Below are 14,286 nucleotides of genomic sequence, written 5' to 3' on the forward strand. Positions count from 1 at the left end.
CCTCGCCTTCCCCGAGCCTAGGCGAGAGGGCCGGGTCGCGCGCCAGAACTGTCGGGCCGCAGGGGTAGGGTGGGGGCTCGTTGACCAAGGCTCGAGGAAACAAGAGGAGATTGGGTGTCGGACCAGTTCGTCCACCTGCATGTGCACACGGAGTTCTCGATGCTGGATGGTGCAGCTCGGATCCATGACCTGTTCAAGGGTGCGGAGCAGATGGGCATGCCCGCCCTGGCCATGTCCGACCACGGGAACCTGTTCGGTGCCTACGAGTTCTACAAGGCCTCGAAGAACTACGACGTGAAGCCCATCATCGGCCTCGAGGCCTACCTGACGCCACGCACCCACCGCTCGGAGCGCAAGCGCGTCCAGTTCGGCGACGGCACCGGCGACGACGTGGCCTCGAAGGGCGCCTACACCCACATGACGATGTGGGCCGCCAACAAGGCCGGCATGCACAACCTCTTCCGGCTCAGCTCACGCAGTTCCCTGGAAGGGTTCTTCTACAAGCCGCGCGCGGACCGGGAATTGCTCAACGAGTACGGCAAGGGCCTGATCGCCACAACCGGCTGCCCGTCGGGGGAGGTGCAGACGTTCCTGCGGCTCGGCCAGTACGAGAACGCCCGCAACGCAGCGGCGGAGTTCCGCGACATCTTCGGTGCCGGCAACTTCTACGTCGAGCTGATGGACCACGGGCTGTCGATCGAGAACAAGGTCCGAAAGGACCTGCTGCGGCTGGCCAAGGACCTGCAGCTGCCGCTGGTGGCCACCAACGACCTCCACTACGTCCACGCCGACGACGCCGACGCCCACGACACCCTGCTGTGCGTGTCCGCCGGTTCCCGCAAGGCCGCCACGGACCGGTTCAAGTTCGACGGCTCCGGCTACTACCTGAAGTCGGCCGCCGAGATGCGCGCCCTGTTCTCAGAACTTCCCGAGGCCTGCGACAACACCCTGGCCATCGCCGAACAGATCGAGACCGAGTTCGACGAGGGCATGGGCACCTACATGCCGAAGTTCGACGTCCCCGAGGGCGAGACCGAGGACACCTGGTTCGCCAAGGAGATGGAGCGCGGGCTGCAGTTCCGCTACCCGAACGGCATCTCGCAGGAGGTCCGGGAGCGGGCGGCGTTCGAGACCCGGATCATCTCCTCGATGGGCTTCACCGGCTACTTCCTCGTCGTCGCCGACTTCATCAACTGGGCCAAGAACAACGGCATCCGCGTGGGTCCCGGGCGAGGCTCGGGCGCCGGCTCCATCTGTGCCTACGCCCTGCGGATCACGGACCTGGACCCCATCCAGCACGGCCTGCTGTTCGAGCGGTTCCTCAACCCCGAGCGCGTCTCCATGCCCGACTTCGACATCGACTTCGATGATCGTCGCCGCGGCGAGGTGATCCAGTACGTGACCCGCAAGTACGGCTCGGACAAGGTGGCCCAGATCGTCACCTACGGATCCATCAAGGCCAAGGCCGCCGTCAAGGACGCCTCCCGCGTCCTGGACATGCCGTTCGCGGTGGGGGAGCGGATCACCAAGGCGATGCCCCCGGACGTGATGGGCAAGGGTGTCCCGCTGACCGGGCTGTTCGACCCGAACCACAAGCGCTACAACGAGGGCAACGAGTTCCGGGACCTCTACAACAGCGACCCGGACGTGCGCACCGTCGTGGACACGGCGAAGGGCATCGAGGACCTGAAGCGCCAGTGGGGCGTCCACGCCGCCGGTGTGATCATGTCCAACGCCCCGCTGCAGGACGTCATCCCGGTGATGAAGCGCGAGTCCGACGGCGCCATCATCACGCAGTTCGACTACCCCGGCTGCGAGTCCCTCGGCCTGATCAAGATGGACTTCCTCGGGCTGCGGAACCTGACGGTGATCGACGACGCCGTCCGCAACATCAAGATCAACCAGGACGTGGACCTCGTCCTGGACGACCTCCCCCTCGACGACCAGGCGACCTTCGACCTGCTGGCGGCCGGTGACACGCTCGGGGTGTTCCAGCTCGACGGCGGGCCCATGCGGGCACTGCTGCGCTCCATGCGGCCCGACACCTTCGAGGACATCTCCGCAGTGGGCGCGCTCTACCGCCCCGGGCCGATGGGCGCCGACTCCCACAACAAGTACGCCCGACGCAAGACCGGGCGCGAGGAGGTGGAACCGCTCCACCCGGAACTGGCGGAGGCGCTGGAGCCGATCCTGGGCGAGACCTACGGCCTGATCGTGTACCAGGAGCAGGTGATGGCCATCGCCCAGCAGCTGGCCGGCTACACGCTGGGCGGTGCCGACATGCTGCGCCGCGCCATGGGCAAGAAGAAGAAGTCCGAGCTGGACGCCCAGTACGAGATCTTCTCCGGCGGAATGCTGGAGCGGGGCTACTCCAAGGAGGCCATCAAGGCGCTCTGGGACGTGCTGCTCCCGTTCTCCGACTACGCCTTCAACAAGGCCCACTCGGCTGCCTACGGGGTCATCTCCTACTGGACCGCCTACCTCAAGGCCAACTACCCGACCGAGTACATGGCGGCCCTGCTGCAGTCCGTCCGCGACGACAAGGACAAGTCCGCCGGCTACCTGGCCGAGTGCCGCCACATGGGCATCCGCGTGCTGCCGCCCGACGTCAACTCCTCGGAGACGCAGTTCACGCCGGTGGGCAAGGACATCCGCTACGGCCTGGGTGCCATTCGCAACGTTGGTGACAAGGTGGTGCAGGCCTGGACCGCGGAGCGTGCCGAGAAGGGACCCGCCAAGGACTTCAACGACTTCTTGGACAAGGCCCCGCTGCTGATCTGCAACAAGCGCGTCATCGAGTCGCTCATCAAGGCCGGCGCCTTCGACGAACTCGGCCACACCCGTCGCAGCCTGATGAGCGTCTACGAGAACGCCGTGGACGGCATCATCGACGTGAAGAAGAACGCCGAGAACGGGCAGGACGACCTCTTCGGGGCCTTCGGGATGGAGGACGGGGACGAGGCCTACGAGCACTCGCCGATCCCGGACCTGGACGAGTGGGACCGGCGCACCAAGCTCGCCTTCGAGCGCGAGATGCTGGGTCTCTACGTCTCCGACCACCCGCTCAACGGGCTCGAGCACGTGCTGGAGGCCAACGGGCAGCACTCCATCACGTCGGTCGCCTCGCCCGAGGGCTATCGCGGCGAGACGACGGTGTGCGGCCTCATCACCGGCGTCAACCGCCGGGTGAACAAGAAGGGCGCGTTCTGGGCGACGATCACGGTGGAGGACCTCACCTCGTCGATCGAGGTGATGGTGTTCCCACGCGTCTACGACCAGGTGGCCATGCACCTCGCACCGGACACGATCGTGTCCGTGCGCGGCGTGGTGGACTCCGAGGAGGACCGGGTCCGGATGCGGGCCCAGGACATCGTCGCCCCACAGGTGAACCCCGACGGCGGCTCGGGTCCGGTGATGCTGACCCTGCCCGCCGTGCGGTGCACCCCCACCATCGTCGACCGGCTGAAGAAGGTGCTCTCGGAGTACCCCGGCTCCTCCGAGGTGCACCTGCAGTTGCGCAGTGACCAGAAGGTCACCACGTTCAAGCTGGGCGACGGCTACCGCGTGGCACCGGGCTCGCCATTGTTCGCGGACCTGAAGGCCATCCTCGGTCCCAGCGCGGTGGGCGTGGCTAGAGTTGGAACAAATGAGTGAGATCCCCTTCGCCGCGCAGCCGCGCTGGTTCGCGCGGTGGCGCAGGACACTGAGCGACGCGCGGTGGTCCATACCGTCGTTCCTGGTGGGCTGCGCACTGGCGGGACTGGTCCTCGGCCTGATCTGGTTCCTGGGGGCCTACCGACCGGGATACACCGTCCTGGAGGACCTCGGCGCCACCATGGACGAGCGCGGGCTGGCCGGCATGTTCGCGGCGGATGCGTTCTTCACGCTGCTGGTGGGGATCCTCGGCCTTGCGGCGGGGATCGTGAGCTGGCTGCTGTTCCGCAACCTGGGCTGGTGGGTGTGCCTCCTGGCGGTGGTGGGCTCCACCGCGGGTGCGCTCGTGGTGTGGCAGTTCGGGCTCCTGCTCGGCGGCAGCGGCTTCTCCGAGCGGCTCGCCAGTGCGGGTCCCGGTGACGTCGTACCGGTGGACCTGGCACTACAGGCCCACGCCGCGATCCTCGTGGCCCCGTTCCTGGCGATCACCCCGGTGATGCTGTTCTCGGCGTTCTGGCCCGAGGAGTCCCCGACGCCGGCGGACATGGTGGCCGGGGAGGGCGTCGCGGCCGACTAGACTGTGTTGTCGTGCTGAGAACTGTTGACCTGACCGGAGTGGACCTCGACTTCCGGGCCCACCTCCCGCGCGCCGACTTCAACGTCGACGCCGCGCTGGAGGTCGTGCGCCCCATCTGCGAGGACGTCCATGTCCGCGGCGAGGCGGCCCTCGAGGAGTACTCGGCGAAGTTCGACGGCGTGGTTCCCGAGAGCCTGCGCGTGCCCGTGGCGCTGCTCGAGAAGTGCGCCGAGGAGCTCGATCCCGAACTCGCGGCCGCCTTCGTGGAGGCGGTGCGCCGTCGTCGCCAGGTGGCCGAGGAACTGGAGAAGGACCCCAATCCGTCGCCGGCCTTCCTCTCGGAGGGAGCCACCGTCGGCCTGCGCAACATCCCCGTGGAGCGCGTCGGCCTCTACGTCCCCGGCGGCCTCGCGCCGCTCGCCTCCAGCGTGATCATGAACGTGGTGCCCGCCCAGGTGGCCGGGGTCGGCAGCATCGCCGTGGCCTCGCCGCCGCAGCAGGAGTTCGGTGGCTGGCCGCACCCCAACATCCTCGCGCTGTGCCACATGCTGGGCGTCACCGAGGTGTACGCGGTGGGCGGGGCGCAGGCCGTGGCCATGTTCGCCCACGGCGTGCCCGGGGTGTGCGAGCCCGTCTCGCTGGTCACCGGACCCGGCAACATCTACGTGGTGGCGGCCAAGCGACTGCTGCGCGGAGTGGTCGGCATCGACTCCGAGGCCGGCCCGACGGAGATCGCGGTCATCGCCGACTCGACGGCGCGGCCGGACTTCGTGGCCGCGGACCTGATCTCGCAGGCCGAGCACGACCCGATGGCGGCCTCCGTGCTGATCACGGACTCCACGGAGCTCGCCGAGCAGGTCCAGGCGGAACTGGAGCGGCAGGTCGCCGTGACCAAGCACGCCGAGCGGATCCGCACGTCGCTCGGCGGCAGGCAGAGCGCCGTCGTCCTCGTCCGGGACGAGGCCCAGGCCATCCGCGTGGCCGACGCCTACGGTGCCGAGCACCTCGAGATCCAGACCGCCAACGCCGAGGCGGTGGCCCGCCGGATCCGCAACGCCGGCGCCATCTTCGTGGGCGACTACTCGCCGGTGAGCCTGGGGGACTACTCCGCCGGTTCCACCCACGTCCTGCCCACCGCGGGCTGCGCCTGCCACAGCTCCGGCCTGACCGTGCGCAGCTTCATGCGAAGCGTGCACGTCATCAACTACGACGAGCGGGCGCTGCTGGAGCTGGCCGACGGCGTCGAGCGCTTCGCCAACGCGGAGGACCTGCCCGGACACGCCGCGGCCATCACCGTGCGGAGGCCCAGGTGAGCCAGGCCTTCGAGCTGTCGGACCTGCCGCTGCGCGAGGACCTCGTGGGCGCCGAGCCCTACGGCGCACCGCAGCTGGTGGTACCCGTCGTGCTCAACGTCAACGAGAACCCGTACCCGCCCTCGGAGGCCGTCCGCCGCGAGATGGCCGACGCCGTGGTCTCGGCCGCCGGCACCCTCAACCGGTACCCGGAGCGTGAAGCCCTCGAACTGCGCCGCGACCTGGCCGCCTACCTCGGCCACGGCCTGGGGCCGGAGAACATCTGGGCGGCCAATGGGTCCAACGAGATCATGTCCCACCTGCTGACCGCGTTCGGCGGGCCCGGCCGCAAGGTGCTGGCGTTCACCCCGACGTACTCGATGTACCCGGAGTACGCCCGCAACACCTGCACCAACTACGTGACGGTGCCCCGCAAGCCGGACCACACCCTCGACGCGGCGCTCATCCTCGCGGCCGTCGCCGAGCACCGACCCACCGTCGTGCTCATCACCACCCCCAACAACCCCACCGGCACCTCCACACCCCTCGAGGTGATCGAGGAGGTGGCCGCCGGCACCGACGCGATCGTCGTCGTCGACGAGGCCTACCAGGAGTTCTCCCGGGGAAGGTCGGCGCTCGAGCTGCTGCCGCGGTTCCCGCGGCTGGTGGTCTCACGCACCATGAGCAAGGCGTTCGCGCTGGCCGGCGGGCGCGTGGGCTACCTGGCCGCGCACCCCGCTGTGGTGGACGCCTGCCGGATCGTGCGCCTGCCCTACCACCTGAGCGCCCAGACGCAGGCGGTGGCCCGGGTGGCGCTCCGGCACAGCGGCGAGTTGCTCGCCCGCGTGGACGAACTGGCCGCGGAGGCTCGCGCCCTGCAGTCCTGGCTGCGCGAGCGCGGCTACGACGTGGTGCCCTCGGACGCGAACTTCGTCCTGTTCGGGCGCTTCCCGGACCGGCACGCGGTCTGGCAGCAGCTGCTGGATCGCGGCGTCCTGATCAGGGAGACTGGACCCGAGGGGTACTTGCGAGCATCAGCGGGCACCCCCGACGAGATGGCGGCCCTCAGGGACGCCCTGACCGACATCGCGCCGACGCTGGAAGGAACCAAGCCATGAACCGCACCGCCACCAAGGAACGCTCCACGAGCGAGTCCACCATCAAGGTCTCCATTGACCTCGACGGCACGGGCAAGTCCAACATCTCCACCGGCGTCGGTTTCTACGACCACATGCTGACCGCGCTCAGCAAGCACTCCCTGATCGACATGGACATCCAGGCCACCGGCGACGTCCACATCGACGGCCACCACGTCGTCGAGGACACCGCCATCGTGCTCGGCCAGGCCCTGCGGGAGGCACTCGGCGACAAGTCGGGCATCCGCCGCTACGGCGACGCGCTGGTCCCGCTGGACGAGGCCCTCGCGCAGTGCGTCGTGGACGTCGCCGGGCGCCCGTACGTGGTGTGCGACGGGGAGCCCGACAGCCAGGTCTACGCGCTGATCGGGGGCTCGGGCGTGCCGTACGCGGGCTCCATGACCTACCACGTCGTCGAGAGCCTCGCGCTCAACGCCGGCCTGTGCGTGCACCTGAAGCTGATCTCCGGCCGAGACCCGCACCACATCGTCGAGGCCCAGTTCAAGGCCCTGGCCCGTGCGCTGCGCACCGCCGTCGAGCCCGACGCCCGCCAGCAGGGTGCCATCCCGAGCACGAAGGGCGCACTCTGAGCGGCCCGAGGCGGGTCGGCCTCCTCGACTACGGCTCCGGCAACCTGCACTCGGCCGCGCAGGCGCTGCGCGCCGCGGGCGCCGACGTCACGGTGTCCTCGCAGCGCGAACTGCTCGAGCGCCAGGACGCGTTGGTGGTGCCGGGGGTCGGTGCCTTCGCGGCCTGCATGGCCGGTCTCGAGGCCGCCGGTGGCCGTGAATTGGTCTCCGACTGGGTGGCCTCGGGCCGTCCGCTGCTGGGGATCTGCGTCGGACACCAGGTGTTCTTCGAGGGGGGCACCGAGCACGGCATCTCCACCCCCGGCCTCGGCCTGTACCCGGGCACCGTGGAGCAGCTGCCCGCGCGTCGGCTGCCGCACATGGGCTGGAACACCGTCGACGTGCCGGCGGGCTCGCTCCTGTTCGACGGGCTGCAGCAGGAACGGTTCTACTTCGTGCACTCCTACGCGGCCACCGACGCACCGGGCGACGGCCTGGTGACCGTCGCCCGACACGAGGACCGGGACTTCGTCGCAGCGGTCGAGCGGGACAACGTCGCCAGCACCCAGTTCCACCCGGAGAAGTCCGGTGCCGCCGGGGCACGGCTGCTGCACAACTGGCTCGCGGTCTGAGGGAGCAACACATGCAGGAGCAGCCGGTACCTCTCCCCGCGGTGGTGGGGGCGGTGACAGGGATCCTGGCTGCCGCCGTCGGCCTGCTGCCCTGGCTGGTGACGGGCGGCACTGCGCCGCTGCAGAACCTGTGGGCCACCTCGACCCTGCCCGACGACATGCCATTCGTGCTGCTCCCGTTCAGCCAGTACCACGTGACCACCATCATCGGTCTGGTCGTGGTCGGGTCGGGCGTGGCCGGGCTGGCCGGGCGGATGTTGCGGCACCGCCTGGGGCGGGGAGGACTGGCAGTGCTGGTCGGCGGCCTGCTGCTGGCCCAGTTGCTGGCATTGGGGCAGACCGCCCTGGAGATCAACGCCGGGCTGGAGGCGGGAACATCCGCCGCGCTGTACCTCGGGACCCTCGTGGCGGTGACGGCACTCGCGGTGGTCACGGGCGCGGTGTCACTGTTGCTCGTCGCACTGGCTCCGCGTGCCGGGGCGGTGGTGGGGCTCAGCGTGGGTGCCCTGGCGCTGGCGCCGTGGCTGACGGCCCCGTGGTCCGCCATCGGAGAACCACTGTTCGACGTCGGTGGCGTGCTGGGGCTGCTGGCCCGCTGGTTGCCACCCGTGCTCGTCGGAGCGGCCATCGCCTGGGGTGGCCTGAGGACCGTCGCTCGGGTGCTGGCCGCGGTTGCGGGTCTGGTGCTGGTCTGGATCGTCCCGGCGCTCAGCACGGCCATCCAGGCCTCGCTCGGGTCGAGGGCGCTGCTGCGGGACGTGCCCGGGGCCGTGGACTACTTCCTGCGCGTACTGGTCTCCGCGGCCACCATCCCGGCCGTGGCGCTGCCGCCCGTCGCGGTGTGCGTCGTGGTAGCGGGCGTCGGGATGTTCGCCCCGGGCCGTGCGACGAACCAGGCCTAGAACTTGCCGGAAACAATCCAGCCCAAGGGGTGTGTCCCGTTTGGGGTGCCGAGTCGGATAGGCTTGCCCGTCGTGGAAGCCTTGCAGTTGTTGCCCGCAGTCGACGTCCAGAACGGCCAAGCCGTCCAACTCGTCCAGGGGGTGGCCGGTACCCAGAAGGAGTTCGGCGATCCGCTGGCCGCCGCCATGCGCTGGCAGGACGACGGCGCCGAGTGGATCCACCTCGTGGACCTGGATGCAGCGTTCGGGAGGGGCTCCAACGCCGAACTCCTGCGCGGCATCATCGACCAGCTCGAGGTGCAGGTGGAACTCTCCGGCGGCATTCGTGACGACGCCTCCCTGGACCGGGCCCTGTCGACGGGGTGCCGTCGCGTGAACATCGGCACCGCCGCGCTGGAGCAGCCCGAGTGGTGCGAGAAGATCATCGTCGAGCACGGTGACAGGATCGCCATCGGGCTCGACGTCCGTGGCGAGAACCTCGCCGCCCGCGGCTGGACCCGCGAGGGCGGGCCGTGGCAGGAGACCCTGGACCGGCTGTCGGCGGCCGGCTGCGAGCGGTTCGTGGTCACCGACGTCAACTCCGACGGCATGCTGACCGGCCCCAACTTCGACCTCCTCCGGGCGGTGTGCGAGCGCACCGAGGCAGCAGTGATCGCCTCCGGCGGCATCTCCTCGCTGGAGGACCTGCGGCGGCTCCGGGAACTCGTCGGCGCCGGCGTCGAGGGCGCGATCATCGGCACCGCGCTCTACATGGGCAACTTCACCCTTCGGGAAGCGCTCGACGTGGCCGGGAGGCCCTGACATGGCGCGCGCGCCGAGGAGTAGCTTCGGCGTCCCGGAAACAGCCACCGTCCACAACCCACCCCTGCTGGACGGGCGGATCCGGGACCTGCTGGCCGGCAAGAAGATCGCGATGACCGGTGTCACCGGGTTCATCGGCGAGGAGATGCTGTGGAAGTTCCTCACCGAGTGCCCGGACGTGCGCACCGGGGTCCTCGTCCGCCGCAAGGGTTCGGTCACCGCCGCCGAGCGCGTCGCCAGCCTGCTGAAGAAGAAGATCTTCAAGCCCCTGGTGGAGGCCGCCGGCTCCGTCGAGGCACTGATGGCCGAACGCGTCGACGTGATCGAGGGCGACCTCCCCAACGTGCCCGACCTGCCGCGCGACATCGACATCCTCGTCCACTGCGCCGGCGACGTCTCCTTCGACCCGCCCATCGACCAGGCCTTCATGACCAACGTGATCGGCACCAAGGCGTTGCTGACCAAGTTCCGGGAGTCCTGCAGCGACGCCGACGGAAACCTCGAGCGGGTCCCGCACTACGTCCACATCTCCACCGCCTACACCGCCGGCCGCCGGCGGGGGGCGATCCCGGAGGCGGCCCACGCCCACGACGTCGACTACGAGGCCGAGACCCGCGCCGCGATGGCCATGAAGGAGCACGTCGAGACCCGTTCGCGGAGCTCGGAACAGCTCACCGAACTCCGCAAGGAGGCCGAGAAGCTGCACCGACGCGCCGGTTACCTGACGACGTCGGAGGACACGGAGCGCCGGCGCCAGGAGTGGGTGGCCCGGGAGCTGGTGGCCGCAGGCACCGAACGCGCCCGTTCGCTGGGCTGGACCGACGTCTACACCTTCGCGAAGGCGATGGGGGAGCGCGTCGTCGCGGACCTGGGCCGGGACATGCAGATCTCCGTCGTGCGGCCCGCCATCGTGGAGTCCTCGCTGGTCGACCCGTACCCGGGTTGGATCGAGGGCTTCAAGATGGCTGACCCGATCATCCTCGCCTACGGCCGCGGCCAGCTGCCGGAGTTCCCGGCCTCACCGGACGCCGTCATCGACATCATTCCCTGCGACTACGTCGTCAACGCCATCGTTGCCGTCTGCGCCACCCAGCCGAAGGTGGGGGAGCCCGAGTTCTACCACTGCAGTTCGGGGGCCCGGAACCCGCTGACGTTCCGCGGCATCTTCGAACACGTCCGCAACTACTTCGCGGCGCACCCCTACACCGAGGGACAGGGATCCGTCCCGCTCGCCGAGTGGCAGTTCCCGGGTGCCGAGCCGGTGGAGCGGATGCTCTGGTTCGCGGACAAGGGCGTCAAGATCGGCAACAAGCTCCTCAGCTTCGCCCCGAGGGGCAAGAAGGTCCGGGCCGCCGCGACGTCCCTGGACAAGACCGCCAAGCAACTGGACTTCCTGAACAAGTACCTCACCCTGTACGGGGAGTACCTGCAGTCGGAGGTGCACTTCGTCGACGACTGCACGCTCGCCCTGCACAACTCGCTGCACCCGGACGACGTGGAGGCGTTCAGCTTCGACTCCGGCGACTTCGACTGGACCCACTACATGGAGGAGGTCCACATCCCGGCGATCACGGACCCCGTCCGCCGCCTGGAGGCCGCCCGGAAGCGCCGCAGCCAGCGCTCCGCCACTTACAAGACGCTGAAGCCCTCGGAGCCAGGCACGGTGCTGGCCGCCTTCGACCTCGACGGCACGGTGATGGCCACCAACGTCGTGGAGACCTACCTCTGGCTCAAGCTCCCGGAGCTGTCCATCGCCGAACGGGCCGCCGAGGTCGCGAAGGTGATCTGGCAGCTGCCCAACTACATCGGGGCCGAGCGCAAGGACCGTGGTGTGTTCCTCCGCCAGATCTACCGCCGCTACGCGGGGGCGGACCTGGCCGAGCTCGAGAACTTCGTCGAGGAGCACCTGTCCCCGTTCATCCTGGACCGCACCTCCCCGGAGGCCATCCGTCGGATCCGCGAACACCGCGAGGCCGGCCACACCACGGTCCTGATGACCGGTGTGATCCGCCCCCTCACGCGTCCCTTCGAGGGCCTGTTCGACCACATCGTGGCCGCGGACCTGGCCACCGACGAGGACGGCGTGTGCACCGGCTTCCTCTCGGGGCCGCCGATGGTGGGTGAGTCCCGCTCCGCGTGGCTGAACCACTACGCCAACCTCCACAAGTTCGACCTGTCCAAGTCGTTCGCCTACGCGGACAGCCACGTGGACCTCCCCATGCTGCGGGCCGTCGGGAACCCCGTCGCAGTGAACCCGGACGTCGGCCTGATGCGTGCCGCGAGATCCAGCTCGTGGTCCGTGATCGAGTGGTCGTCCGACTCCCCGCAGCCCCGCTGGAAGCTTCCCCACGTGAGAGAGGAACGGTAAATGTCCCGTCCCGGTTTTGTCCTAGAGGTCGACGAGAAGACCCCGCCGCTGCTCACGTTGTCCGGGTCCCACCTCCGGTTGGAGCGCTTCGGCTCCGGCACCCGGGTGGCCTACCCGGCCGACCCGGTGGCGTCGGAGGACCCGGTGGGTCTGATCGACGCCGCGCTCGAGACCCCCGTCGGGGCGGAGGCGTTGCCGAACCGCCTGGGCCGGTCCACGAAGCTGACCATCGTCGTGCGCGATGACAAGCAGCCCGAACCCCGCATGCGCTTCGACGTCCGGCGCAGCATCGTCGAACGGGTCCTCGAGCACGCGGCCCGGGCGGGTGTGGACGACGTTCAGATCGTCATAGCCACCGGCCTCAACCGCCGCTGGAGCCGCCCGGAGACCAGCGCGATCCTGGGGGACCGGGTCGCGACGTCCTTCATCCCCGACGGACTGATCGGTAGCCACGACGTGACCGCCGAGGACCTCGTCACCATCGGCGAGGTCGACGGCGTCCCGGTGCGGTTGAACAAGCGGGTCGCGGAGTCGGACCTGGTGGTGAGCGTCGGCGTGGCCAGCGACCACACCTCCGGCTGCGGCCTGGCCCTGGGGCTCACGGACGTCGAGACCATCAACCGGCTCGAGGGACTGCACCGCGACGACGCCACCAGCGAGCAGATCATCACCCTCGTCAACGGTGCGGTCCCGACCTTCGCGGTCACGGCCGTCCTGGGGCAGCCGCTGCTGGGGACCTCGCTGTCGTTCCTGAACAAGCGCGAGTGGGAGTGGCGCCTGCCGGACCAGTTCGCCTTCGCGACGGCGCGCCAGTTCACCGCGGTCTCCAAGCGCGGCTCGCAGAAGCTGTTCGGCAACCCCCTTGCCGACTATGCGATCTCCGACATGATCGGAGGGGACCCGGCGCTCGTGCGGCAGCAGGCCCGGGAGGCCTGGGTGGCCGCCAACTCGGTGGAACTGCCGGGCTCGGCCGACGTGCTGGCAGTGTCGGTGTGGGGGGCCTCGTTCGACAACGCGAACCCCGTCGGATCCCCGATCCACGCCGCCCACGACGCCCTGGTGACCCAGGCCGGCAGCCACGCCGGTGCGCCGCTGGTGCGCGACGGCGGGGTGCTGATCGCCCGCCACCCGCTGACGCGGAACTTCTCCAACCGCACCCAGTCCGCCGCGGCCGACCTGTTCGCGACGGTGCTGCCCGAGACGCTGGACCCCGAGGAGATCCACGAACGGTTCGAGGCCACGGCCTCGCTGGACGCCTGGTACCTGGCGCTCTACCGCGACCACTACGCCAACCACCCCCTCAAGGTGTTCCACACCTGGTACCGGATCCGTGAGGCCACCTCCCGCCTCGGCGACGTGATCTGGGTGGGCGGGGACCGCCGCAGCGCCGCCATGCTCGGCCACCGCGCCGCCACCACCTTCGCCGACGCACTGGAGATCGGCTCCAACACCGTCGGGTCCCACCCGGACATCACCCACCTGCACGGCCCCGGCCGACTGCTCGGAGTAGTGCGGTGACCAGGCAACTCGAGAGTTGGGCACAGGAGTCCAAGGGCCGCCCGCGCGCGAGGCTGACCTGGTTCTCGGACGTGTTCGGGTTCGCCCGTGGCATGTTCGGGCTGCGCCACAAGCGGCCGCAGGGTGCCCCGCCCAAGGCGCCCGCGGGCAAGCTCCGCCTGAGCCTGGCCGACCTGCAGAAGACCCCCAACCTGCTGCAACTACTGACGTGGCGTCTCGACTACCAGGTGGCCGGACTCGACGCCCTGTCTGGGCTGCAGCCGCCGGTGATCTTCGCGGTCAACGAGGCTGGTGTCCTCGACTGGCAGGTGCTGCGCGCCATCCTCCCCAGCGGCTTCCGGGCAACCATCCGCACACCCAGCCGATCCCTGGCCAAGGGCAACAGCGTCGTGCTGTTCACCGACGACCCGGTGGTCGACGGTGAGGTGGGGGAGTTCACCCCGCTGGCCGCCCAGCTCGCGAGCCAGTACAACGTGCCGATCGTGCCCGTCGCACTCGTGGGGACGTTCAAGCTCAACGAGGTGCTGGGCCTGGCGCTGCAGAACAAGCCGCACGTCTCCGTGCGCTTCGGTTCCCCCATCTACGTGCGCGGACGCTCGCTCGCCGAGGCGACGGGTGAACTGCAGTCGTCGGTGGAGCAGCTGTTCCACACCGGGGACCTGTCGTGGTGGACGGTGCAGCACCGTCGTGCCGAGGACCAGCCCGTGGCGGAGCCGATGCCGAGGTGGCGCCGCCTGTGGCACCAGACGGCCCCGCGGGCCCAGAGGTCCCGAAGGCGGATCTGGCGACAGCCGTCGAAACCACGCGGATAGACTCGGCGGCAACACACTCCTGGGG

At 69.5% G+C, this 14,286-nt stretch carries 11 protein-coding genes; all 11 read left to right on the forward strand.

Features of this window, described 5'->3' with window-relative positions; translation table 11 throughout:
• The first annotated feature begins 114 nt into the window (after nucleotides 1–114).
• Nucleotides 115–3,654 carry a DNA polymerase III subunit alpha gene (gene dnaE, locus ACYU7G_RS05390; protein ID WP_461105561.1) on the forward strand — a complete coding sequence of 1,180 codons (3,540 nt, stop codon included), beginning with the start codon at nucleotides 115–117 and terminating at the stop codon, nucleotides 3,652–3,654.
• The gene (locus ACYU7G_RS05395; protein ID WP_461105563.1) at nucleotides 3,647–4,231 is read left to right on the forward strand and encodes a hypothetical protein; all 585 of its coding nucleotides are present in this window, start codon (nucleotides 3,647–3,649) and stop codon (nucleotides 4,229–4,231) included. Before dnaE ends, ACYU7G_RS05395 begins: the two co-directional genes overlap by 8 nt.
• Before the next feature lie 11 nt (nucleotides 4,232–4,242).
• Nucleotides 4,243–5,544, forward strand: a complete 1,302-nt coding sequence (gene hisD, locus ACYU7G_RS05400) for a histidinol dehydrogenase (protein ID WP_461105565.1) — start codon at nucleotides 4,243–4,245, stop codon at nucleotides 5,542–5,544.
• Nucleotides 5,541–6,641 carry a histidinol-phosphate transaminase gene (locus tag ACYU7G_RS05405; RefSeq protein ID WP_461105567.1) on the forward strand — a complete coding sequence of 367 codons (1,101 nt, stop codon included), beginning with the start codon at nucleotides 5,541–5,543 and terminating at the stop codon, nucleotides 6,639–6,641. Before hisD ends, ACYU7G_RS05405 begins: the two co-directional genes overlap by 4 nt.
• Entirely contained in the window at nucleotides 6,638–7,249 is a 612-nt protein-coding gene (hisB, locus tag ACYU7G_RS05410) for an imidazoleglycerol-phosphate dehydratase HisB (RefSeq protein WP_461105569.1), read from the forward strand. The genes ACYU7G_RS05405 and hisB overlap by 4 nt, the downstream gene beginning before the upstream one ends.
• Nucleotides 7,246–7,860: an imidazole glycerol phosphate synthase subunit HisH gene (gene hisH, locus ACYU7G_RS05415; RefSeq protein WP_461105694.1), complete on the forward strand. Its 615-nt coding sequence runs from the start codon at nucleotides 7,246–7,248 to the stop codon at nucleotides 7,858–7,860. Before hisB ends, hisH begins: the two co-directional genes overlap by 4 nt.
• 11 nt (nucleotides 7,861–7,871) lie before the next feature.
• Nucleotides 7,872–8,762, forward strand: a complete 891-nt coding sequence (locus ACYU7G_RS05420; RefSeq protein ID WP_461105571.1) for a hypothetical protein — start codon at nucleotides 7,872–7,874, stop codon at nucleotides 8,760–8,762.
• 72 nt (nucleotides 8,763–8,834) lie between these two features.
• A complete protein-coding gene (priA, locus tag ACYU7G_RS05425; RefSeq protein ID WP_461105573.1) occupies nucleotides 8,835–9,563 on the forward strand; it encodes a bifunctional 1-(5-phosphoribosyl)-5-((5-phosphoribosylamino)methylideneamino)imidazole-4-carboxamide isomerase/phosphoribosylanthranilate isomerase PriA in 729 nt (242 codons plus the stop codon).
• Nucleotide 9,564: 1 nt separating this feature from the next.
• Complete coding sequence (locus ACYU7G_RS05430; protein ID WP_461105575.1) at nucleotides 9,565–11,931, forward strand: HAD-IB family hydrolase; 2,367 nt, start codon at nucleotides 9,565–9,567, stop codon at nucleotides 11,929–11,931.
• Nucleotides 11,932–13,449 (forward strand): lactate racemase domain-containing protein, encoded by a 1,518-nt coding sequence (locus ACYU7G_RS05435; RefSeq protein WP_461105577.1) that lies wholly within the window; start codon nucleotides 11,932–11,934, stop codon nucleotides 13,447–13,449.
• The gene (locus tag ACYU7G_RS05440) at nucleotides 13,446–14,261 is read left to right on the forward strand and encodes a lysophospholipid acyltransferase family protein (protein ID WP_461105579.1); all 816 of its coding nucleotides are present in this window, start codon (nucleotides 13,446–13,448) and stop codon (nucleotides 14,259–14,261) included. The genes ACYU7G_RS05435 and ACYU7G_RS05440 overlap by 4 nt, the downstream gene beginning before the upstream one ends.
• The last annotated feature ends 25 nt before the right edge of the window (nucleotides 14,262–14,286 follow it).

Source organism: Tessaracoccus terricola, from assembly GCF_054776555.1.